Below are 22,235 nucleotides of genomic sequence, written 5' to 3' on the forward strand. Positions count from 1 at the left end.
AAAACGATGCAACGCTAGTGAGAAAGGATGATTTTATGAATAAAAAACAAATAATAGTTTTAGTATTAATTGTTATGATAAGTTTAACAATTTATTTAACTTTAAATTATTCTATTAACAAAACTACAAGTATGAATAATAAAAAGATATATAGCAAGTTAAAGTTAGACAAATGTAATGGGATTTATATTGGAAATTTGTTTTATAGAAATAATGAAAAAATGAAAAAAAATTATGCCATAAAAGATAAGAAAAAAATTGAAAATATTTTAAAGTTTATTAGACATGCTAAAATTGAAATAAAAAATCATACCTTCAAAGCATATCCTCCAATTACACATCAGTTAAATTTTACTATTGAGGGTAGAATGAATACCATATTTGCTAGATATTCACTAGAAACAAATCAATTATTAATACTTGATGAGGAATTTCCTGATGATATTGATAAGTCAGGGTTATTTGGTAAGATGATTATATTTAAATTAGACAGTAAATTTAAAGAAAGTATAAAGAAAAATTGATAGTATTTTAAATTTAATTAAAAGTCTAAACCTGAAGTTAAAGATATCGCATCTGTAGAATATCCTAAATTAATTCACTCATTAGGATTTGAGGTTAAAAATAGGTGGAGTACTATAGAATTTAAGTATTTATTGAATACAAACCAATTAATAATCAAAAGTGGTGAATTTTTAGATGATTTTTTTGAACTGGAATCTGAATTTGATTCAAAATTAGTTATTTTAAATTTGGATAAAAAATTTAAAAAGATTATTAGTAAGTATTACTAATTTAATTTATAGAGGGAGGAATATTATGTATTGTCCGAAATGTGGGTACGAATATCGAGATGAAATTAAAGTATGCAGTGATTGTGGAACAGAGTTAATTGAAAAGAAAGAAAATAGTAAATCTAAAGTTTTAAAGTCGAATTCTAAAAATAATGATGTTAATTTATCTATAGAAAATTGGCTTAAATGGGGAGGAATAGGATTTGCATTTTTTGGGATCTTGTTTATGTTTCCTAAATATTTTATGACTAAAACTTCTTTTGAAATTCCTTTATTTTTTAGAATATTTCAGACGTTAAGTGCAACTTTATCTTATGTTATGAAGGGAATTTTTTACTATGGAATTGGAGTTATTATTGAATTATTAAAAGAAGATAAGGAAATTAGTGATTAAGTATATACTTATTGAGGGTTAATGTATGGATTAGGAGGGGTAAATGTGCTAAGATTAAAAAATATTTAGTAATGGTATTAGTATTTTTTTAATATTCAATCCCCTACTTACCTCAGTAGGTATGGCAATGAATTTCAAACCTGCTGTTGGTGAAACAGGTGGATTACCAGGTGAAGAAATAGCAGTTAGCTCTCCAGGTGGGAGATTATACATTTGGAACTTAGATAAAAGTAATGTGCGGAATTTTCCTAAAGATTTAAAAGGATATGCAGTAACTTCACCTTTATTGATTAATCTTGATGGAGACAAGGAAGATTTTAATGAAGTGGTCGTAGTTAGTAAAAAAGACTAGGAAGAAGTTAATTTACCAACATGGTTCTGGTGAAGATGATTATTATCAATACAAATATACCTATAATAAAAATAATAATCAACTAAAAAATTATTCACTAAGTAAATACTCTCATTATAATTACACCTATAATGAAAATGGAAGTGTAACAAGTAAAAAATTAGTCTACGGTAAGATTGATGACAAGGGAAGATTAATATCTGAAGGAGACCCTTTGCAAGAGACTACTTATAAGTATGACTTACGGAATCAACTAAGGCAGATAAATATTAATGGTCATCAGATTAACTTTAAGTATAATACTAAAGGTTGGCGGATTAAAAAGGATAATGAAATTAGGACAACCTATTATTTGTATGGTAAAGGACAGCAAGTTCTAGAAGAGAGAAATGAAAATAGTGAAGTAGAGAGAATCTTTATCTATGGAGCAAATGGTAAAGTGGCTACTTTAGATAAGGAAGGTAGTATAAATTATGTAGTAAGTGATCAGTTAGGTAGTACCTCTGTAATTACAGATGAAGAAGGGAACGAAGTGATGAGGTATAAGTATAGTCCCTTTGGTAACTTAATTAAAAGTAAAGGTAATACTGAAGATAGTTATCGGTTTACAGGTAAAGAGTTTGATGGGATGACAGGATTATACTATTATGGTGCGAGGTATTATGATCCTACGATTGGGAGATTTATTACGGAAGACCCGATTCAGGATGGATGGAATTGGTATGTGTATTGTAGAAATAATCCTTTGAGGTATGTTGATCTAGATGGGTTAACTGCATTTGCAGTAGAATTAGCAGGTGCTGGTCAGGCATTTGCAGAGGGACAATTAGGTTTAGGACTTGTAATAGATCTTAAGGGAGATGTTATAGCATATACAGCAGAATCAGCAGGAGCGGGAAATGAAATAGGAGCAGAAGTAGATTTGACTTTCAAATTTAGTCCATTTGGAGATGTAGAAGATTTCAAGGGAACAGCAATATATGGTGATGGGGCATTTGACATGGGACTTTTGGATTTAGAAGGTGGATGGGAAAAAGGAACTCCCCCTAATGCTCCTTCTATCTTCACTGGAGGTATAGATTTGGGACCAACTCCTCCAGCTCAATCATTAGCAGGAATGCCGATTCCTATTTCAGCCTCTACAGGTTATTCTGGGACTCAGACTAGACAAGAATTCAATATATTTGATATGGCTAGAGCTTTTGATGATAAAATAGCTAATATGCTGGCCAACTTTTGGATTGAGAATGATTTACCTTCATTAACTCCTTCTGATTGGACAGTTAATTATGACTATGAATAATATCAAACTGAATATAAACTTTGAATTGCTTTTAAAATCTGAATCAATTTAAGGCTAGTATTATAACACTATTTCTAAGGAAATCATGAGAAATAATTGGAATAAACATTTTGAAAATATATTATTTCTTGTGATTTCCTACTAAATCTATTATCTAAAAAGGAGCTAAGAAAATATGAAGCAGTATGTTGTAGTTTTTTTATGTGTGGTTTTTATAATAGTTGGTATAATTAATTTTTTTATTAATGTTTCTTCAGAAGATCCAATGTCTATTATTGAGTTTTTATATTTTGGATTGGTTGTTTTGAGCCTTCAATATCTTGGAATGAAGATTTTATCTATATTTATGTATAAAACTGATAAAGAAGTGTATTTGGAGAGAGAAAAAATTATAAAAAAATCGGGGCAATTAATAATGTCTAGAAGATGTAGTGGTAATATTTCTAGAATGAACTATCATGGTCCAGGATTCAAAGTAATGATTTATCCAAGAGGATTAATTATTAAAGTAATGGGATTTAAACAACCTATCCCTATCTTTTTAGAAGAGATAACTAATATTAATATTAAGCAAGAGAGAATAGCTGATAAATTAGAAATAGAACATAATTCTAAAATAGTTGATTCTCCAATTGTTTTAGCAACTGGATTTTACATTAGATTTTTTACATCATTAGATGATTTTAAACGTATTAAAAAAGAGTTGAGTTAAATTTTAATCATCTTGTAGTTTCTATAATTAATAATATTGAGTAATATCAAGGAATGATAAATTATAATCAAGGAGGAGTAATAATGTTAAAGAGAATTCTCCTTGGTATTTTTTGCATTTTTTATTTTGAGATTGTTGAAAGCTATTTTTTAAATTATAAATTTACTGCAGCAGGAGTTTTTCTTATAATTGGAGGAAGCTTAGGATTGTTAGCTGATAGAATGTTATTTAGAACTGGATATAATAGAAAGAAACAAGCTATAGTTGTAAATGTAATTTTACTTATAATAGGAATAGCTATGACTGTTTACTACTTTATTAATTAAATAAGTAAATTATTTTTTTACATAAAATAATTAGTAATCAATTTTTAAATTATTTACTAGTCATTTATAGTTGTATTTCTTACAAACATTCTTTATTTCCTTATAATGGAGAGTAGCCCTTTAAGGGGAACGATTGGTAAGAATATATTTAATTTAATGGTTGTAGATATTAATGATAATAGATTATCTTTTTGGCATGCGTTTATACGTAATATTTCTAAACTCATCACTGGAGTAATATTTGATTTAGGTTATTTAATGATTGTTTTTACTTCTAAAGGACAAGCTCTTCATAATGTAATAGCTGGATGCATGGTTACTAGAAATTCAGTAACTAATGACAAATCATAATCAGGGAGGAATTGAAATGAAAAAAACACTTATATATGGACTTATATTTATAGCAGTAATAACATGGAGTACATCAACTACCTTAGCAGTTGATATGACTGGAAAGAATGGTATAGAAGTTTTTGGCCCAGGAAAACTTTTGGTTAGAAATTGGAAAAGTGATAATTTGGAATATGGTTGGTTTATTTCGGCGGGTTATTATGATGATTTAGAGATAATGATGCCTATTTGAGAAAGTTATGTCTTTAAGAAAACTAATAATGGTAAATCACGTTATTCACTGACTGGTGGCTATGTATTTACAAATAGTGAAAAACCTAATTTTCTTGGAATAGAATTATCTAACTATTGGTTGGGATTAGGAATGGAATATATTTAGGGTAAAGTAGGAATACGAGGTTTTTATGGTTTAGTTAATAGAATGGAGAAAGAGAATGGTGAGTATATAGAAAAAGCAAAATTTGCACCAAGTATTGGATTAACTTACTATTGGGGGAATGAAAATAGTGATTAGTTTGTAAAGAGGAGGTAGAGAAATGTCTGGTATAAATAACAAATTACTAATATTAGTGTTATCATTCTTAATGATATTTAATCCCCTACTTACATTAGTAGGTATGGCAATGAATTTCAAACCTGCTGTTGGTGAGACAGGGGGATTACCTGGTAAGGAAGTAGCAGTTAGTTCTCCAGATGGAAGACTGTATCTTTGGAACTTAGATAGAAGTAATGTTAATAATTTTCCTAAAGATTTAAAAGGATATGCAGTGACTTCACCTTTATTGATTAATCTTGATGGAGATAAAGAAGATTTTAATGAAGTAGTTGCAGTTAGTAAAAAAGGCTAGGAAGAAGTTAATTTACCAACATGGTTCTGGTGAGGATGATTATTATCAATACAAATATACCTATAATAAAAATAATAATCAACTAAAAAATTATTCACTAAGTAAATACTCTCATTATAATTACACCTATAATGAAAATGGAAGTGTAACAAGTAAAAAATTAGTCCACGGTAAGATTGGTGATAATGGAGAATTAATATCTGCAGGAGACCCTTTGCAAGAGACTACTTATAAGTATGACTTACGGAATCAACTAAGGCAGATAAATATCAATGATCATCAGATTAACTTTAAGTATAATACTAAAGGTTGGCGGATTAAAAAGGATAATGGAATTAGGACAACTTATTATTTGTATGGTAAAGGACAGCAAGTATTGGAAGAAAGAGATAGAACTAATCAGTTAAATAGGTTCTTTATTTATGGTCAGAATGGCAGGATTGCTAGTGTAAATGGAGAGGGAGAATTAAAGTATATAATCAGTGATCAATTAGGTAGTACCTCTGTAATTACCGATGAAGAAGGAAATGAAGTTATGAGATATAAGTACAGTCCCTTTGGTAATTTGATTAAAAGTAAAGGTAATACTGAAGACAGTTATCGGTTTACAGGTAAAGAGTTTGATGGGATGACAGGATTATACTATTATGGTGCAAGATATTATGATCCGACAATTGGGAGGTTTATTACAGAAGATCCAGTACAGGATGGGTGGAATTGGTATACGTATTGTAGAAATAATCCGTTGAAATATGTTGATCCAAATGGATTAGATACTGAATTACATGTAGAAGAAGATTCTCCAGATTATTATTATTTTACTGATTTAGGTTTTGGTGTGTATGAATCTAAGGATTTAGGATTTCATATAAATGCTAAAGCTGCAGCAAATGGTCAAAGGGTTTATAAGTTAGGCTCAGAAAACCCCTATGCTTGTCTTAGGGGCTGAATGAGCCTTTAATTTTAAGGTTCGATACCTTAAAATTAAACATTCTTTTGATTTTCGTACTTATCAATAATATATTCCATACCTTCTTCAATCAAATCATTAGCGTTCTTGTCTAACTTAATAGCCAACACTTTAATTTTTTTGTATAAATCTTCATCTAATGTAGTATTAACAGCTTTTCTTCTCATTTCCATCACCTCTAAACCAAGTATATCATATAGTTGACAACATATCAACATTATGTTATAATATAGTTAACAACATAAAAAGGAGGTGAAACTATGAGATTAGCATTTAAATTCAAACCTAATTTTAGCCATAAGCAACTAGAGATAGTTAAAGGTGCGACTTGTTGTTAAATTAAAAGTTTAGTCTAGTTATCGGAGGATAATTAGAACTAAAAGACCTAAACAGTCAAATGAGAGGGTAACGCCTTGAAGGGCTGTCGATAATACTCCGAATTGCATTAAATTAATTAAGTAATTTAATGTAATAAGCTCGGTGAAGTCGGGTGAGATTAACTCCTAATTCAATCTTCTGATTGAAAGGAAATGTACCTAGAGGTAGGTAAGGTTAGGATAGCTCGGTCGCCTATAAAAATACCTATGATTAGAAGGTACTTGAATAAAGTACTGACGAATCTCTGAATGTACGGGTCTAAACTATCAATAATTAGAAATGATTATATCAACAAAGTTTGAGGTATGTGGGATTAGTAAAATTCTTTGATATGAAAGTCCTTATACACTTATAGGGTATATATAAAACATACAGGCTTATAGGAGAAATCTAAGGGTAAATGTACAGGTAAGGTCTTTTGGAACAAGGGAAGCTAACGATATGGAGGTCTTAATACCTATGAAGTAGTGGTATGAAAATCATAACATACCTTAATGTTAGTGATAGTGTTGGCATAGTACCGTTGAAACTCTGATAACATGGAGTGGAGGGATAGCCAATAGTCAATAGTTCAAGATACAAGATATATCGTTTACAACATAAGGTTCTCGTGAGACTAAAAAAGGTGAAGTCTCTGCAAGGGGGTTTTAGCCGACTTATGACTGCGTTAAGGAAGGAACAAGTTGAGAATCCTAAGAAACAAAAATTAAGAAATAATGAGTATTACAATACCCAAGATATTCAAGATATGCTATATAGGTATAGCAAAAAAGGTTATGATTTTAAGAATCTAATGCACCATATAAAGTCAAAGGATAATATCCTACTGGCTTACCGTAACATCAAGAAAAATACTGGTAGTAAGACTAGAGGTACTAATAATAAGACTATTAAGGATTTGGAAGAACTAACCACACAGAAACTTGTAGACTATGTAAGAAATAGACTTGAGTATTACATCCCACAATCTGTAAGGAGAGTTTATATTCCAAAGCCAGACGGTAGGAAAAGACCGCTAGGAATACCCACAATCGAAGATAGATTAATACAACAATGTATTAAACAGGTTTTAGAACCTATTTGTGAGGCAAAGTTTCATAATCACTCATACGGTTTCAGACCTAACAGGTCAACCAAACATGCCATTGCTAGAACAATGCGTTTAATAAACCAAAGCAAGTTACATTATGTAGTAGATGTTGATATAAAAGGGTTTTTCGATAATGTTGACCACGCCAAACTAAAGAAACAAATGTGGTCTATGGGTATAAAAGATAAAAAGTTAATCTCTATAATAGGTAATATGCTCAGAGCAGAAATTGAAGGTGAAGGCATCCCAGATAAAGGCACACCACAAGGTGGAATTATCTCACCTTTACTGTCTAATATAGTATTAAACGAATTAGACTGGTGGGTATCAAATCAATGGGAGACATTTGAGACTGACTTCAAATACAACCAAAAATCTAATAAGTATCAAGCATTGAAGAAAAGGTCAAACCTTAAGGAAGTATACATTGTAAGGTATGCCGATGATTTCAAGATAATGTGTAGAGATTATGAAATTGCTAGTAAGATTAAAGTAGCCACTATTCAATGGCTAAAAGAAAGATTAAACCTTGATGTGAGTAAAAAGAAAACTAAAATCACCAACCTTAAGAGAAGTTACACAAAATTTTTGGGTATTAAATTGAAAGTTGTTGAAAAAGGCAATAAATATGTATGCAAATCTAGAATAGCCAATGGAGTTAAAAAGAAACTTGCTGATAAACTCAAGCGTCAGATTAATAATATAAAACAAGAAACAACACCACAACAAGTGTCTAAGTTAAATTCAATGATACTTGGTATGCACAATTACTACTCTATGGCTACACACGTGAATATTGATTTTTCAGAGATTGCCTTTTTAGTCAATAGAACCTTAGAGAATCGTCTTAGTCCGAATAGAAAGGGAACTGAGTCAAAAGCTTTCAAGAAACTCTATGGAAGTTATAACTATAAACCTTATTGTGTGACAGGTATCAAAATATTCCCAATAGCAGGTGTAACCACAAGTCCTCCAATGAATTTTAGTCAGGACATATGTGATTATACACCAAAAGGTAGAGAAAAGATACACAAGAAACTAAAAAGTGTATCACCAGTTGTACAAAGATATTTGGTTGAAAACCCTGTACAGGGTCAGTCAGTTGAGTATAATGACAATCGAATTGCTAGATATTCAGGGCAGAATGGTTGTTGCTTTGTAACTGGTAAACCTCTGACAATAGGTAATATTGAGTGTCATCACAAAAAGCCACGCAGTATGGGTGGTAAGGACACATACAGAAATTTATGTTTAGTAACAAAAAATGTCCACAAATTGATACACTCAACTAAATCTGAAACAATTAAACGTTATTATGATAAGGTGAAAGGTTACTTTGATGAAGAAATCCTAAGTAAGCTCAATAAATTCCGAACTAAGGCAGGAAATGATTGTATCGAACTATCTTAAACTATGATGGAACGCCGTATGAGGTGAAAGTCTCACGTACGGTGTGAAGAGGGGGAAAAGCCAGAGATAACCTCAAAGGCTTACCTATCTCTATAGTTAAGTTGGCATACAAGTAAACTATATAATACTGTAAACTATCAAATTAAAAACAATGAAGAAGTTAAACCTATCTATACTCGATTAGAAAAACAGTTTAAGCCTAACTGGCACACAGACTATCTGCATTCTCATAATAGACAACAGCTTTTTAAACAATTAGCCCAAGATTGGAAAAGTTACTTTAATTCTATAAAAGATTACAATAACAACCCTAATAAATACCAAGGTCAACCTAAACCACCCAATTTTAAATATCTAAATAGCAATCCAAGTGAAATTATTTTTACTAATTTAGCTACCAGAGTTAGAGATGGAAACTTGTTACTATCCTTATCTAAAGAGATGAAATCAAATTATAATGTAAAAAGTTTTAAATTTGAATTGCCACCAGCAGTTCAAAGCATTAGTAATTTAAATAATCTTCAACAGGTAAGGATAAAACGAGATAATCTTTCTAAAGACTGGTATTTGTTAGTGATCTATAAAGTTGAACCTAAAGATAAACCCCAGGGCAACAATATAATGGCTATTGATTTAGGCCTTGATAATTTAGCTACCTTAACCTTTAAAGATAATCCTAAAGGTTATATTATTGATGGTAAGAAGATTAAATCAGAAAACAGATATTACAATAGAAGAATTTCTAAACTTCAAAAAATCAGAATGAAACAAGTAGGTAGTAAAAAATTTAAAGACACCAAACAAATTAAAAATTTTAGATTAAAAAGAAGAAATTTTGTTGCTGATTATCTTCACAAAGCTAGTAGAAAGATAGTTAATCTAGCAATTAAGAATAAGGTATCTACTATTGTAATTGGAGATATATCAGGTATTAAGCAAAATAATAAGCAAAATAAACATTTTGTAGCTATCCCAATTCAAAGGTTCAAAGATTTAATAGAATATAAAGCAAAATTAGAAGGTATTAAAGTTATTTTTCTTAATGAAGCCTACACTTCTGGTTGTTCTGCGATAGATGAAGAAAGATTAAGTAGAGCTGACTATGATAAATCTAGACGAATAACTAGAGGTCTTTTCAAGTCTGGTAATAAAATAATCAATGCTGATATAAATGGTAGCTTAAATATAATGAGAAAATATTTAAAGAATGGTACTCCCAAAATGGTAAAACAGATTAGGGATATGGGACTTGTGGACACTCCCGAAAGATTAAGGGTATCCTAGGTTTTAACTAGGAGGAAACTTAAACACCAAACATCTTTCAAACTCACCTAGTAACATATAGCTATCTTAGTATATGTGAAGTAGTAAGAAGCCTCCGTTGTTTATCTCGGAGGTTGTTCACCATGTCATCTTTTGAAGGTTTGATTCCAAGCGATCCTGTTTTTTACGCAAATTATGGTTGGAGTGCTTATGAAGTGTTATCATCTGATGAAAAATTTAACTATTATTAAGTTTTTGAGTACTAATTTAATTTCATTGAATTAGTCAATTTATAGTTTTTAAAAATGCAACGATAGTGATAATAATTAAAAAATAAAAATTTTACTTATCATTTAATATTTACTGATAGCGTAAAAAAAGTATAGGTGAATTTATCCAAAAAATTAGAAAAGAGCCACTCCTTTTGATAAGGTATTGTTAACCACAACAAAACCAAAGAAAGGAGATGGCTCTTATGGACAATATTATACAACAATTTGAGGAAAATATCAGCATTGAATTAGAAAAAATATTAAAAGAGGTGCTATTAGATTCAGGAAGGGATATATCAGAAGTAATAAATTTAATCAAAAGTAATCTTGATGAGTTAGGTAGAAAGCTTTCTAAATGGGTTATAGAAATAGTAGATGAAACAATAAAGGAAAGTACTAAAAGAAAAAAAGAATGGAAGATAGTAAAAAAGAAACAAAGAAAATTAATGACTAAGTTTGGGGAAGTGAAGTATAAAAGAAGATATTATCGTTCTAAAAGCAGTGATAAGTATAAATATTTAGCAGAAGAAAGATTAGGAATAAAGAAATATCAAAGGATGGATAGTTCGTTAGAAGCTGAATTAGTAGATTTAGCATCGGAAAATGCTTATAATAAGGTAGGTAAAGAGGCAGTAGACGATTTAGAAATAAGTGACCAAACAGTGATGAATAAGGTAAGAAAGCTAGGGCAAATAGAAAACAATGAATTAAATGAAGTAACAGAAAAACGGGAAGTAAACTGTTTGTATATAGAAGCAGATGAAGATCATGTAGCTTTACAAAATGGGAAGAAATCAATGCCTAGATTAGTTTATATTCATGAAGGAATAAGTGAAGTTGGAGATAAGAGAGAATTAAAGAATAAATACTATTTTTCTGGAGTATATAAAGATTCAGAAGAGCTGTGGTTAGAAGTACTGGATTATATAGATGAAAATTATAAGTTAGAGAAAGTGGAAAAGATCTTTTTACTAGGGGATGGAGCACCATGGATTAAAAGCGGCTTAAAGTGGCTTCCTAAGTCTAAATACATATTAGATAGATATCATTTAATTAAGTATTTTAGGAGAGCTAGTAGATATGGAAGAAAAGAAGTTAAAGAAAAACTGTGGAGTGGATTAGAAGAACCAGACCAAGAGTTAGTTAAAGAAGCTTTTAGTGAATTGATATCTAATGAAGAAAATGAGAAAAGAAAGAGTTTAATTAGAAAATCACGTCATTATATTTACAATAATTGGGATGGAATAGTGAATTATACCCAGGATAAAGATGCAATTGGTTGTAGTGCTGAGGGACATATAAGCCATATATTGGCAGATAGATTAAGTTCAAGACCAATGGCTTGGTCAAAGACTGGTGTTGATCAAATGTCTAGATTACAAGCATTTAAGTTTAATGGTGGAAATAAAGAAAAACTGAAAGAATTGTTTTTGAGAAAGGAAGAAAAAATAAAAAAAGAAGAAACTTTAACAGAGATTGAATCTAAAACGATAAATAGTAAGTTAAAAAAGAAGTTTGCTCAATCTAAGAAGAATATACCTAGCATAAATATAGGAAGAAGAACAGGTTTAACTAGAGCTTTAAAGGCAATTGTTTGATTGGGAAAATAATTTTTAACTATTAACCTATAAAAAATTGATGCTATCATATTTACTGATAATCTTGAATATGTATTATAAATGTATTATAATTTTAGTTAGCTTAAGCAAAAGATGTCGAATTTAAGGAGAGGATGTAGTAGATGAGACCTTTAATAGGAGTAACTAACTATTATGTTGATAGTAATGAATTAGGGGCTTTAGAAGATAGGACTCGAGGATTTACAGGACAAGATATGGCAATGTGCACAATGGATTATCTACGGGGGATAAGACAAGCAGGTGGTATTCCTATTATGTTAAGTCATATAGATGATGAAGAGTATTTGGATAATATTGTGCAAAGATGTGATGGTTTTTTATTTAGTGGTGGGGCTGATGTTGACCCACAATTATATGGTGAAGAACCGATTAAGGAATGTGGAGCAATTACCCCTAAAAGAGATAGTTTTGAAATAAAACTGTTAGCTAAGGTGCTTAAGGAGGATAAACCAACCTTTGGTATCTGTCGAGGAATGCAATTGATTAATATATATTACCAAGGAACACTTTATCAGGATTTGACAGCTTATAATGATCAGACAAACCATCATAGAGGATTAAAATTTCCTAAGTGGTATCAGATTCATGAGGTTAAATTAGAGGATAATTCTCAGATTGCCCAAGCTTTTGGTAAGACTGAGATTAAGACTAATAGTTTACATCATCAAGTACTAAAGGAGGTGGGAGAGGGTCTAGAAGTAACTGCTAGAGCTAATGATGGGATTGTTGAAGCTATTGAGGATAAGAGCAAACAGTTTTTATTGGCAGTTCAATGGCATCCAGAAATGATGTTTGAGAAAGTAGCAGAGCAGAGCAAATTATTTGATTATTTTGTTGATAATGTCAAAGATTTAATGTAAGACTTATAAAAGTTATAGAATTTGAGGAGGAGAGAATATGGAACATTATGGTTTATTATCTTTATTGCCGACTATTGTAGCTTTAGGCTTGGCTATTTGGTCTAAACGAGTAATCGAATCATTATTAGCTGGGTTGTTAACAGGAGTATTAATTATGGATACTATGGTTAATGGATTGGGCCACTCTATTTTATTTGCTATCCCCAATCTATTTGATGTGATTGTAGGTCATCCTGCTAATCAGGAAGCAGGTTTACAAGGAATAGGAATCTTAAGTGGTACAAGTTTACCTAAAATCTTTATAGTAGTTTTAATGTTGGGTTCTTTTATTACTGTATTAGAGAAATCAGGTGGGGCTCTTGCATTTGGTGATTGGTTGGCTAAGAAAGTAAAAACTAAGCAAGGAGCTCAAACTGCAACCGGAATTATGGGTTGTTCATTGTTTACAAGTTCTTATTTTAGTTCTTTAGCAACAGGTACAGTCTTTAGGCCAATTTATGATCGAATTAAAATTTCTCGTGAAAAATTATCATTTTTCTTAGATGCTACTGCAGCTCCGATCAATGTTTTAGTACCAGTTTCAGGTTGGGTAGCGTATATGACAATCTTAGTAGAGGAGAATCTGCCGAGTGTAGAAAATGGAATTGCAGGTTTAGTAAAGACAATCCCATATAATTTCTATAATATTTTTATGATAATTTTTGTATTTTTATTAGCTAATAATATAATTAAAGATTACGGGCCAATGAAGAAGATAGAAGAAAAGTATGCTCGAGGAGAGATAGACTATAATGATAACGAAACTGATTCTGTAAAAGATACAAAAGATGGTAATGCATCTGATATGTTATGGCCTCTAGCTGCATCAGTAATTTCTTTGGTTATTTTAGGCTCTTGGAACTATACTTTAGCTAGTGTTCCTTTCTTTAGTAAATTAGGAGTACCATCAATTCCACTAGGAAGTCGGGATATGTTACTAATTAGTTTTAGTTTAGGTTTAATTGTAGCATTTATTAAATATGTATTTAGTGGTTTAATGAGTGCTGAAGAATTTTTGGACGAGGCAATAGATGGTACCAAATCAGCAATTACAGGTGGTATAATTATTATATTAGCTGTTACTTTAGGTGATATGGTTCAGGTAGCAGCACCAGAGGGATTAGGAGGAGCTAAGTATATAGCAGCTATAGCAAAAGGTAATATTTATCCTTCGATACTTCCGTTTGCTACGTTCTTTATTTGTGGGGCTATGAGTTTCTCTTTAGGTACTTCTTTTGGGACTTGGGGTATTATGATGCCTTTAATAATGCCAATTGCTCTAACAGCTGGTGTGAATCCATTTTTAGCAGTAGCAGCAGTTCTATCTGGAGGAACTTTTGGTGATCATTGTTCACCAATCTCTGATACTACTGTAATGTCTTCTATTGGAGCTGGTTGTGAACATATGGACCATGTAAATACACAACTTCCGTATGCTCTAACTGTAGCATCAATTGCTTCAGTATTCTTTTTAGTAGCTGGTTTTATAGTTTAATTACGAGAAGGTACTATGTAATAAAGCATAGTACCTTTTTTTATTGTAATAATTTAAGGAGGTAAGATTATGGAATCTAAGATAAGATTACAAGAAAAAGTAAAGCATTATAAAGAAGAACTAAATAATGAAGCTTTAGCAGAGAGATTTCACGGGCCAATGGATCGTAGAGCAAGAAATCCATTTCAAAGAGATTATGCCCGGATATTATATTCTTCATCCTTTAGAAGATTACAAGGTAAGAGGCAATTATTAGGGGTTCGAGATGATAAGTTTTTTAGAAATAGGTTAACTCATAGTCTAGAGGTTGCTCAGATTTCAAGAGCTATTGCTGAGAGATTGGGGTATAAAAAAGAAGAGATCTATGTTGTAGAGAGTTGTGCTTTGGCCCATGATATTGGCATATCTCCTTTTGGGCATTATGGAGAGGAAATTTTAAATGAATTAAGCCAAGGAATTGGAGGATTTGAAGGCAATGCCCAAAATTTAAGGGTGCTAATGAATTTAGAGAAAAAAAGGCCAGATGAAAAAGGGTTAAATTTAACTTATCGTACTTTATTAGGAGTAGTAAAGTATTTTAAAAAGTATGATGGTCAGACTAAAAAATTTATTTATGATCAAAATTATGATCAATTAAAAGAAATCTTAACTAAATATGATCTCACCCAAAGAACTTTAGATGTTCAAATTATGGATTTAGCAGATGAAATAGCTTATGCTGCTCATGATTTGGAGGATACATTAAGTATGAAATTATTTAATATTGATGAAGTTTTATATGAGTTTCAAATAAAGTATGGCAGAGAAAGTATAGCATATCAAAAGCTGACAAAGGCTGTTAAGCAAGCAAGAGAAGTAGCTAAACAAGGAGAAATTTATAATTCATCTGAAGAATATAACTTCTTATTTAACAAGGAGTTAACCTCTAATTTAGTTAATGAATTGATTTGTGATCTTGATTTAGTAAAAGTTAATAAAAAACATAAGCAAAAGACAGGGACAGAACATAAGTATGAATTAGGCTTTAAAAAGCTAGCAAACTTGGCCCAGGGACTTAAAGATATAACTTTTGAGTGTATTAATCGTACTGATTTAATTAAAAAGTATGAAAAATTGGGGGAGAAAGTAATTAGAGGTCTATATAAGGTATTTAGTGACCAAGATTTTAATGCAGATAGCCGTTTTTTACCAGTTGAGTTTAGGGCCAAAGATGTTAAAAAGAGAAAGAGATTAATCATTGATTATATTGCAGGAATGATGGATAAATATGCAATATCTACTTACGAAAAGTTTTATGGAGCGGGGAGCTTAGATGGTATCTATGAATAGGTATTAGGTTAAAATTTATTAAAATAAAACAGACTGCCTTAAGGCAGTCTGTTTTAATAAGTATGTATGGTGGACCTGGGAGGATTTGAACCCCCGACCGATCGGTTATGAGCCGATTGCTCTAGCCAACTGAGCTACAGGTCCATGTAAGTGTTTTGTGCTGTTCCCTTATCTGCGACGTTTATTATTGTATATGAAAAAAGGGTAGATGTCAATAAAAAAATTAATTTTTTTACAAGAAAACTAAGGCTAAACACATTAGCTAAGAAAATATCATATAAATATTATTAGAATTCGATTGTTGTAGAAAGGGGGATAACATGAATTTATTGAAAAGATTATTTCTAGGATTAAGTAAAGTAGCATGTGCTAAAGTCATAGGAGGACCACTAGCACCTAAGATAGAGGGAAGAGTTTATTTTAGAGAAGTTTCTAAAGGAACTATTGTTACAGTTAGGATATCGGGGCTACCTTCTTATCAGCCAGGAGAAGGAGGTAAAGATCCTATTGGGCCGCATGGTTTTCATGTTCATGAGCGTGGTAATTGTGAAGTTGGTGATCCAGAAGATCCTTTTCAGGCTGCTGGAGGACATTATAATCCTCATGGTGAGCCACATGGTAATCATGCAGGTGATCTACCTAATTTATTCTCTAATAATGGAGTAGCTAGAATGCAGGTTTTTACTAATGAATTTCAACCAGAGGACATAATTGGCAGAGCAGTAATTATTCATCAAAATCCAGATGATTTTAGGACTCAACCTGCTGGAGATGCAGGTAAGAGACTAGCTTGTGGGATTATAAAGTGGTGTTAGAGTGGTTTCTATCAGAATTTATTCCTCTGGTTTGGATATAATATTAGTTAACAGTGTATAATGCACAATTTATAGTTGAGATTAAAAAATCATAGTTTTGATTGTAAAACATAAATTATACACTAATATATGGAGGGATAAGATGTTACGAGAAAGAAGGATTAAGGATTCAAATGTAGTAGTAGGGGAAGGATTAGAAGGAGAGGTAATCCAATGGTCACTAGATCAGTTATCTATTAATCAAACAATAGGAAATCAAGATCAAGTTACGATTATACCTAACTGGGTAAATAATAATGCTCCAGAGACAGGTACAGTAGTTGGCCCAGAATCTTTACGCCAGTTAATTCAGTATATTAAAGCTTTATCCCCAGCTAAGATTGTAGTTGCAGCAGGATCCGGAGGTACAGAGACTACAAAAGTATTTCAACAGACTGGATACCAAAAAATTATTAAGGAAGAAGGAGTTGAATTCATTGATTTAAATTATGGGCCCTATAAAGAGTTTGAAATTGATCATCCTATTATAAAGAAAATAAAGCTTAATCAATTATTAACTGAGACTGACTTTATGATTTCATATACTCAAATTAAACATCATGAAGAAGCAACTGTTTCTTTAGGAATTAAGAATATAGCTCTCTCTTGGCCCCCAGCAGAAATTCATGGTTTTCCTAAGGCTGGTCTAGGAATTCATGAGTATTTACATCAATTCATTACAGAAATGGGTAAACTGATTCCCATTGATTTAACTATTTTAAGTGGAGATCAAGGTATGGTAGGTACTGGGCCATCAAATGGGAAGCCAGTTAATGCAGATTTAGTAGTAACAGGGACTGACCCAGTAGCAACTGATGTGGTAGGGGCTAGGTTATTAGGATTTAGACAGCAAGCAATTCAGTATTTGCATACTTTAATTAGAGAGCAAGTTGGAGAAGGAGAATTAAATAATATGAATTTGCTGGGGATGCCACTTAATCAAGCTGAAAAGAAATTTAGTAAAGCTGCTTATGATTATCAGATAGTAGTAGATAAAAAGAAATTAAAGCCATTACATTTAAGAAGTAGAACAAAATAAGAGTTTAAGGAGCAGTTTTTGATACTGCTCTTTTCTAATGCACACTTCCGTTTAATATGAATAATATAGTATGAAGGAGGGGATAGTGTGTATGATTTAAAGATAAAAAAGGAATTTATAATAATTAAAGGGAATAATATAATAGATGAACGAGAAGCTCAGAATTTATGTAACAAGGTAGTAGAGATACTAACTGAGCAGTCAAGAATTGATGGTTTATTATTAAATCTTAAGCAGGTGAACTTGGCAGAGAGTAATTTTGATATTTTTATTCAGAGTTTAACAAAGTTGGACTTAAAAAGAATTGCCTTGATATTGAATGACCCAGTTTCTAGCTTTAAATTTCGCTTGTGGAGGCGGAGATATAAAAAATATGCATTACTTAAACAATTTACCACTTTAGAGTCAGCAAAAGAATGGATTAGTACTTTGGAATAAAGGAGAACTGATATGATTTTAGTGAGTGCATGTTTATTAGGTCAAAATTGTAAGTATAATGGTGGCAATAATAATAACCCTAAATTACAGAAGTTATTTAAACAAGAAGAAATAATTCCTGTTTGTCCAGAGAAGCTAGGAGGGTTAGCTATTCCTAGGCCTCCAGCTGAAATTAAAGGTGGCAGAGGAGAAGATGTATTAAGAGGTCAAGCTAAGGTAGTTAATAAATTAGGAGCAGATATTACACAAGAATTTATTAAAGGAGCCCAGAAAACACTAAAGATAGCTAAGCAAAATGATTGTAAATTAGCTATTTTAAAAGCTAGGAGTCCCTCTTGTGGTAGTCAAAAAATTTATGATGGTAGTTTTGTAGGTGAGAAGAAGAAAGGACAAGGTATTACAGCTGCTTTATTGGCCCAAGAAGGAATTAAAATAATTAATGAAGAAGAATTAAATAAACTAGAGGAGTGATTGATAGTGAATATTGTATTATATCAACCAGAAATTCCTCCAAATACTGGAAATATAGCCCGGACTTGTGCTTGTACTGGAGCTAGTTTACATTTGATTAGACCGTTAGGTTTTTCAACTGACGAGAAAGCTGTTAGGAGAGCTGGGCTAGATTATTGGGATAAATTAGATATTCATTATTATGATAGTCTTAAAGAATTATTTGAAAAATATCCAGAGCATAATTTTTATTTCTCTACTAATTTTGCTGATAATCATCATACAGAAGTTAGTTATCAAGTTGATGACTTTTTAGTCTTCGGGAAAGAAACAGCAGGGTTGCCAGATTATATTTTAGAGGAATATCCTCAACAGTGTATTAGAATACCAATGAGGGATAATATTAGATCGCTTAATTTATCTAATTCAGTAAGTATCGTTTTATATGAAGCTTTGCGACAGGTTGATTTTCCAGAACTAATTTAGGAGGTTGAGAATGGAGAATTTAGCTTATGTTAATGGAGAGTTTATGGAGTTGCGTCAGGCAAAGATCTCAATTGAAGACCGTGGTTTTCAATTTGGTGATGGAATTTATGAAGTAATCAAATTATACCAAGGGAGATTGTTTAAATTAGAAGAGCATTTGGAGAGGTTATTAACTAGTGCTACAAGCATTAATCTAAATTTAGATTATACTGTAAATGAGTTAAAAGAATTATGTCAAGAAGTATTATCCTGTAATCGAACTAATCCAAGAAGTAAGTCAGGTAGTTTGTATCTTCAAGTAACTAGAGGCGAAGCTCCTAGAAGCCATAGTTATCATGATGGAATAGAGACCACTCTAATTGCATATTTACTTCCTGCTAAATCAATTTCTAACCAATTAAGAGAAAAAGGAGTTAGTGTGATTACTATTCCAGATAAAAGATGGGGCTACTGTAATATAAAAACTATTAATTTATTACCTAATATTTTAGGGAAACAACAGGCTAAAAAAGCAGGGGTTTATGAGGCAGTTTTTGTTGACGATAATAAAGTAACTGAGGGCACTAGTAGTAATATTTTTATCGTTAAAAATGGAATGATTTTAACCCATCCTGCTAATGAAAATATTTTAGGTGGTATTACAAGACAAGTAGTATTAAAGTTAGCTAGAAATAGATTTAAAGTAAAAGAGAAGCCATTTACTGCGTGTGATCTATATCAGGCAGAGGAAGTATTTATTACTAGTACAACTAAAGAAGTATTAGGGGTTACTAAAGTAGATGATAAAGAGATTAATGGCGGACAAATAGGAAGGGTAACAACTAAATTACATAAGGATTATAAGGAATATATAGCAAAATTTAAGAAGAATTAAACAGCAGATTAAAAAAGAAGGGAGTAGAATAATGAAAGGGTTCCCTCAAGTTAGTGATGATAATTTTCCAGAAATTATTAGAGAACATGAAGTTGTATTAATGATATTTTCTAGTCAAGATTGTGGGTATTGCCAGTTAGCAAAGAGAAATTTAAGAGAGATTATTGATCAATTGTCTAAATTACAAGTCTATGAATGTTTGATTTCAGAAGTACCAGAAATTAGAGAGAAGTATAAAATCACTAGTGTACCAGTTTTTAAACTTTTTAAAGAAGGAAAAGTAGTCTATACTGGTTTTGGGGTACGAGAGAGTAATGATTTATATTATCAATTGAGTTCATTTTTATAGAACAGATAACTAGTTATCTGTTCTATTTTTATTATAAATATGTTAATCTAAATAAATTAAAAGTTCTGGCTAATAGCCAGAACTAAAATGGTGGAGGGGAGAGGATTCGAACCTCTGAAGGCATCGCCGGCAGATTTACAGTCTGCTCCCTTTGACCAGACTCGGGAACCCCTCCGCATTATTGAATTAGTGGAGCTGACGACCGGAGTTGAACCGGTAACCTGCTGATTACAAGTCAGCTGCTCTGCCAATTGAGCTACGTCAGCATTATGGCGGGGACGACGAGATTCGAACTCGCGATCTCCGGCGTGACAGGCCGGCGTGTTAACCAGCTACACCACATCCCCATGTTTTAAATAATTCTATTTTTATTGTTAAATAGTGGTACCCCCAAGGGGATTCGAACCCCTGCCGCCAGGATGAAAACCTGGTATCCTAGGCCACTAGACGATGGGGGCCTAATGGTGAGCCATGGAGGACTCGAACCTCCGACACCCAGATTAAAAGTCTGGTGCTCTTCCAGCTGAGCTAATGGCCCTTGGTAATAATTATTGGCGCGCCCGGGAGGAGTCGAACCTCCAACCTCCAGATTCGAAGTCTGTAACTCTATCCAGTTGAGCTACGGGCGCATATAATGGTCGGAGCAGCAGGATTTGAACCTGCGACCCCCTGGTCCCAAACCAGGTGCTCTGCCAAGCTGAGCCATGCTCCGATGTATTTTCTTTATTTGCAACGTTTACTATTATATTTAAACTATTGCTAAATGTCAAGGAAAAATATTAAAATAATTTCCCTTGTTTTTTGTCGCTTATTTTGCTGCGACGTCTATTAATATAACATTAGTTTTTCTTTTTGTCAATAAATTTTTATAGATTTAATTTTTTTATTGTGTTTTGTAATTTAATAGCTGATTTTTGGAAGGCCTGCTTTTCCTTTTTATTTAAAGGTAGTCTAAGGACTCGTTTTATTCCGGAGCCATTAACTATAGTTGGCAGACTAAGACAAACGTCGTTAACCTCATATTTATCTTCTAATAGACTAGAAACTGTTAGAATAGAATTTTCATTTCTTAAAATACTACGAGTAATTCTAGCTATAGCTAGAGCAATGGCATAATAGGTTGCCCCTTTCTTTTCTATAATTTTATAAGCAGCATTTTTAACTTTATCAGCTATTTTTTCTTTATTGTAATTACATTCTTTCGTACAAATTGGACAATAATTTTCTATTTGAGTTCCAGCAATGTTGGTTAAGCTCCAAACCGGAACTTCACTATCTCCATGCTCACCGATAATATAGCCGTGAACATTATTAGCTGCTACATTACAATTTTCACCAATTAAAGTCCTAAAGCGTGAACTATCTAATACTGTTCCGGATCCAATAACTCTGTTTTGAGGGAAATTAGCTAGTTTAAGAGTTACATAGGTTAAAATATCAACGGGATTAGTTACTACTAATAAGATAGCTTCTTTGTTATATTCAATGATAGATGGAATAATCTCTTTAAAAATTTCTGTATTTTTTTTAACTAAGTCTAATCTGTTTTCACCAGGTTTTTGCTTAGCACCGGCAGTAATAATAATAATGTCAGCTTTTTTACAATCGGAATAATCTCCTGCATAAATTTCAACTGGTTGAACAAAGGATGCTCCATGGGTAATATCCATAGCCTCTCCTTCTGCTTTTTCGGCATCAATATCAATTAATGCTATTTCTGAAGCGATCCCTTCAATCATTAAAGCGTAAGCTGTAGTAGCTCCTACACCACCAGCTCCAATAATAGCTATTTTGTCAAATTCTTTTTTTGGTTGCATTTATCATTCCTCCTAAGATATATTATTGACTAAAGAGAGGTTTAATTATTAATTTAATTTTATTAGTAATGATAATTATTATCTATATCAGATTGAAACCAT

The 22,235-nt window shown here is 31.8% G+C and carries 24 protein-coding genes, 8 tRNA genes and 1 pseudogene; 23 read left to right on the forward strand and 10 right to left on the reverse strand.

Features of this window, described 5'->3' with window-relative positions:
- Positions 1 to 35: 35 nt before the first annotated feature.
- The 10 genes from HALHA_RS01700 to HALHA_RS01745 all read left to right on the forward strand — a co-directional run bounded on the left by HALHA_RS01700 (position 36) and on the right by HALHA_RS01745 (position 6,029).
- The gene (locus HALHA_RS01700) at positions 36 to 524 is read left to right on the forward strand and encodes a hypothetical protein (protein ID WP_015326071.1); all 489 of its coding nucleotides are present in this window, start codon (positions 36 to 38) and stop codon (positions 522 to 524) included.
- 295 nt (positions 525 to 819) lie between these two features.
- Entirely contained in the window at positions 820 to 1,188 is a 369-nt protein-coding gene (locus HALHA_RS01705; RefSeq protein ID WP_015326072.1) for a zinc-ribbon domain-containing protein, read from the forward strand.
- Positions 1,189 to 1,315: 127 nt separating this feature from the next.
- The gene (locus HALHA_RS01710; protein ID WP_015326073.1) at positions 1,316 to 1,540 is read left to right on the forward strand and encodes a hypothetical protein; all 225 of its coding nucleotides are present in this window, start codon (positions 1,316 to 1,318) and stop codon (positions 1,538 to 1,540) included.
- 10 nt (positions 1,541 to 1,550) lie between these two features.
- Entirely contained in the window at positions 1,551 to 2,843 is a 1,293-nt protein-coding gene (locus tag HALHA_RS01715; RefSeq protein ID WP_483788249.1) for an RHS repeat domain-containing protein, read from the forward strand.
- 175 nt (positions 2,844 to 3,018) lie between these two features.
- Positions 3,019 to 3,555, forward strand: a complete 537-nt coding sequence (locus HALHA_RS01720; RefSeq protein ID WP_015326074.1) for a hypothetical protein — start codon at positions 3,019 to 3,021, stop codon at positions 3,553 to 3,555.
- Between the two features lie 83 nt (positions 3,556 to 3,638).
- Complete coding sequence (locus HALHA_RS01725; RefSeq protein ID WP_015326075.1) at positions 3,639 to 3,881, forward strand: hypothetical protein; 243 nt, start codon at positions 3,639 to 3,641, stop codon at positions 3,879 to 3,881.
- Positions 3,882 to 3,947: 66 nt separating this feature from the next.
- Positions 3,948 to 4,232, forward strand: a complete 285-nt coding sequence (locus HALHA_RS12920; RefSeq protein WP_281098768.1) for an RDD family protein — start codon at positions 3,948 to 3,950, stop codon at positions 4,230 to 4,232.
- A 16-nt stretch (positions 4,233 to 4,248) separates the two neighbouring features.
- Positions 4,249 to 4,464 (forward strand): hypothetical protein, encoded by a 216-nt coding sequence (locus HALHA_RS01735; RefSeq protein ID WP_015326076.1) that lies wholly within the window; start codon positions 4,249 to 4,251, stop codon positions 4,462 to 4,464.
- 304 nt (positions 4,465 to 4,768) lie between these two features.
- Positions 4,769 to 5,080 carry a hypothetical protein gene (locus HALHA_RS01740; RefSeq protein WP_015326077.1) on the forward strand — a complete coding sequence of 104 codons (312 nt, stop codon included), beginning with the start codon at positions 4,769 to 4,771 and terminating at the stop codon, positions 5,078 to 5,080.
- Positions 5,058 to 6,029: an RHS repeat-associated core domain-containing protein gene (locus HALHA_RS01745; protein ID WP_015326078.1), complete on the forward strand. Its 972-nt coding sequence runs from the start codon at positions 5,058 to 5,060 to the stop codon at positions 6,027 to 6,029. Before HALHA_RS01740 ends, HALHA_RS01745 begins: the two co-directional genes overlap by 23 nt.
- Positions 6,030 to 6,064: 35 nt before the next feature.
- Here HALHA_RS01745 and HALHA_RS13535 read toward each other — a convergent pair whose 3' ends face one another.
- Entirely contained in the window at positions 6,065 to 6,217 is a 153-nt protein-coding gene (locus HALHA_RS13535; protein WP_015326079.1) for a hypothetical protein, read from the reverse strand.
- Positions 6,218 to 7,086: 869 nt separating this feature from the next.
- Between HALHA_RS13535 and ltrA the strand changes: the two genes are divergently transcribed.
- The 6 genes and pseudogenes from ltrA (at position 7,087) to HALHA_RS01775 (ending at position 15,826) form a co-directional block, all read left to right on the forward strand.
- On the forward strand, positions 7,087 to 8,928 hold the full coding sequence (gene ltrA / locus HALHA_RS01750) for a group II intron reverse transcriptase/maturase (RefSeq protein ID WP_015326080.1): 1,842 nt from the start codon (positions 7,087 to 7,089) through the stop codon (positions 8,926 to 8,928).
- Positions 8,929 to 9,024: 96 nt separating this feature from the next.
- A pseudogene (locus HALHA_RS01755) lies at positions 9,025 to 10,212 on the forward strand (RNA-guided endonuclease InsQ/TnpB family protein); the annotation flags it as partial.
- Positions 10,213 to 10,666: 454 nt separating this feature from the next.
- On the forward strand, positions 10,667 to 12,061 hold the full coding sequence (locus HALHA_RS01760; protein ID WP_015326081.1) for an ISLre2 family transposase: 1,395 nt from the start codon (positions 10,667 to 10,669) through the stop codon (positions 12,059 to 12,061).
- A 143-nt stretch (positions 12,062 to 12,204) separates the two neighbouring features.
- Entirely contained in the window at positions 12,205 to 12,963 is a 759-nt protein-coding gene (locus HALHA_RS01765; protein WP_015326082.1) for a gamma-glutamyl-gamma-aminobutyrate hydrolase family protein, read from the forward strand.
- A 37-nt stretch (positions 12,964 to 13,000) separates the two neighbouring features.
- Complete coding sequence (locus HALHA_RS01770) at positions 13,001 to 14,497, forward strand: Na+/H+ antiporter NhaC family protein (RefSeq protein WP_015326083.1); 1,497 nt, start codon at positions 13,001 to 13,003, stop codon at positions 14,495 to 14,497.
- Between the two features lie 69 nt (positions 14,498 to 14,566).
- Complete coding sequence (locus HALHA_RS01775) at positions 14,567 to 15,826, forward strand: deoxyguanosinetriphosphate triphosphohydrolase family protein (RefSeq protein ID WP_015326084.1); 1,260 nt, start codon at positions 14,567 to 14,569, stop codon at positions 15,824 to 15,826.
- A 67-nt stretch (positions 15,827 to 15,893) separates the two neighbouring features.
- On the opposite strand, the gene HALHA_RS01780 is transcribed toward HALHA_RS01775, so the two are convergent.
- Positions 15,894 to 15,970: transfer RNA gene (locus tag HALHA_RS01780), tRNA-Ile, on the reverse strand.
- Between the two features lie 176 nt (positions 15,971 to 16,146).
- On the opposite strand from HALHA_RS01780, the gene HALHA_RS01785 reads away from it, so the two are divergent.
- The 7 genes from HALHA_RS01785 (at position 16,147) to HALHA_RS01815 (ending at position 20,316) form a co-directional block, all read left to right on the forward strand.
- Positions 16,147 to 16,641 carry a superoxide dismutase family protein gene (locus HALHA_RS01785; RefSeq protein WP_015326085.1) on the forward strand — a complete coding sequence of 165 codons (495 nt, stop codon included), beginning with the start codon at positions 16,147 to 16,149 and terminating at the stop codon, positions 16,639 to 16,641.
- 142 nt (positions 16,642 to 16,783) lie between these two features.
- Positions 16,784 to 17,719: a DUF362 domain-containing protein gene (locus HALHA_RS01790; protein ID WP_015326086.1), complete on the forward strand. Its 936-nt coding sequence runs from the start codon at positions 16,784 to 16,786 to the stop codon at positions 17,717 to 17,719.
- A gap of 87 nt (positions 17,720 to 17,806) precedes the next feature.
- Positions 17,807 to 18,157, forward strand: coding sequence for a hypothetical protein (locus tag HALHA_RS01795; RefSeq protein WP_015326087.1), 351 nt, complete (start codon positions 17,807 to 17,809; stop codon positions 18,155 to 18,157).
- A 12-nt stretch (positions 18,158 to 18,169) separates the two neighbouring features.
- Positions 18,170 to 18,628 carry a 2-thiouracil desulfurase family protein gene (locus HALHA_RS01800; RefSeq protein WP_015326088.1) on the forward strand — a complete coding sequence of 153 codons (459 nt, stop codon included), beginning with the start codon at positions 18,170 to 18,172 and terminating at the stop codon, positions 18,626 to 18,628.
- A complete protein-coding gene (trmL, locus tag HALHA_RS01805) occupies positions 18,629 to 19,093 on the forward strand; it encodes a tRNA (uridine(34)/cytosine(34)/5-carboxymethylaminomethyluridine(34)-2'-O)-methyltransferase TrmL (protein WP_156801196.1) in 465 nt (154 codons plus the stop codon).
- A gap of 10 nt (positions 19,094 to 19,103) precedes the next feature.
- Positions 19,104 to 19,967, forward strand: coding sequence for a D-amino-acid transaminase (gene dat / locus HALHA_RS01810; RefSeq protein WP_015326090.1), 864 nt, complete (start codon positions 19,104 to 19,106; stop codon positions 19,965 to 19,967).
- 31 nt (positions 19,968 to 19,998) lie between these two features.
- Positions 19,999 to 20,316 (forward strand): thioredoxin family protein, encoded by a 318-nt coding sequence (locus HALHA_RS01815; protein ID WP_015326091.1) that lies wholly within the window; start codon positions 19,999 to 20,001, stop codon positions 20,314 to 20,316.
- Between the two features lie 88 nt (positions 20,317 to 20,404).
- On the opposite strand, the gene HALHA_RS01820 is transcribed toward HALHA_RS01815, so the two are convergent.
- The 8 genes from HALHA_RS01820 to HALHA_RS01855 form a co-directional block, all read right to left on the reverse strand.
- Positions 20,405 to 20,491 (reverse strand) — tRNA-Tyr (locus HALHA_RS01820).
- A 15-nt stretch (positions 20,492 to 20,506) separates the two neighbouring features.
- A tRNA-Thr gene (locus HALHA_RS01825) sits at positions 20,507 to 20,582 on the reverse strand.
- 4 nt (positions 20,583 to 20,586) lie between these two features.
- Positions 20,587 to 20,663, reverse strand: a tRNA-Asp gene (locus HALHA_RS01830).
- Between the two features lie 35 nt (positions 20,664 to 20,698).
- Positions 20,699 to 20,774, reverse strand: a tRNA-Glu gene (locus HALHA_RS01835).
- A 4-nt stretch (positions 20,775 to 20,778) separates the two neighbouring features.
- Positions 20,779 to 20,854 (reverse strand) — tRNA-Lys (locus HALHA_RS01840).
- A gap of 14 nt (positions 20,855 to 20,868) precedes the next feature.
- Positions 20,869 to 20,945, reverse strand: a tRNA-Arg gene (locus HALHA_RS01845).
- A 6-nt stretch (positions 20,946 to 20,951) separates the two neighbouring features.
- Positions 20,952 to 21,028: transfer RNA gene (locus HALHA_RS01850), tRNA-Pro, on the reverse strand.
- Between the two features lie 154 nt (positions 21,029 to 21,182).
- Positions 21,183 to 22,133 carry an L-lactate dehydrogenase gene (locus tag HALHA_RS01855; protein ID WP_015326092.1) on the reverse strand — a complete coding sequence of 317 codons (951 nt, stop codon included), beginning with the start codon at positions 22,131 to 22,133 and terminating at the stop codon, positions 21,183 to 21,185.
- Positions 22,134 to 22,235 lie beyond the last annotated feature (102 nt).

Source organism: Halobacteroides halobius DSM 5150, from assembly GCF_000328625.1.
In the GTDB taxonomy this organism is placed as follows: Bacteria; Bacillota; Halanaerobiia; order Halobacteroidales; family Halobacteroidaceae; genus Halobacteroides; species Halobacteroides halobius.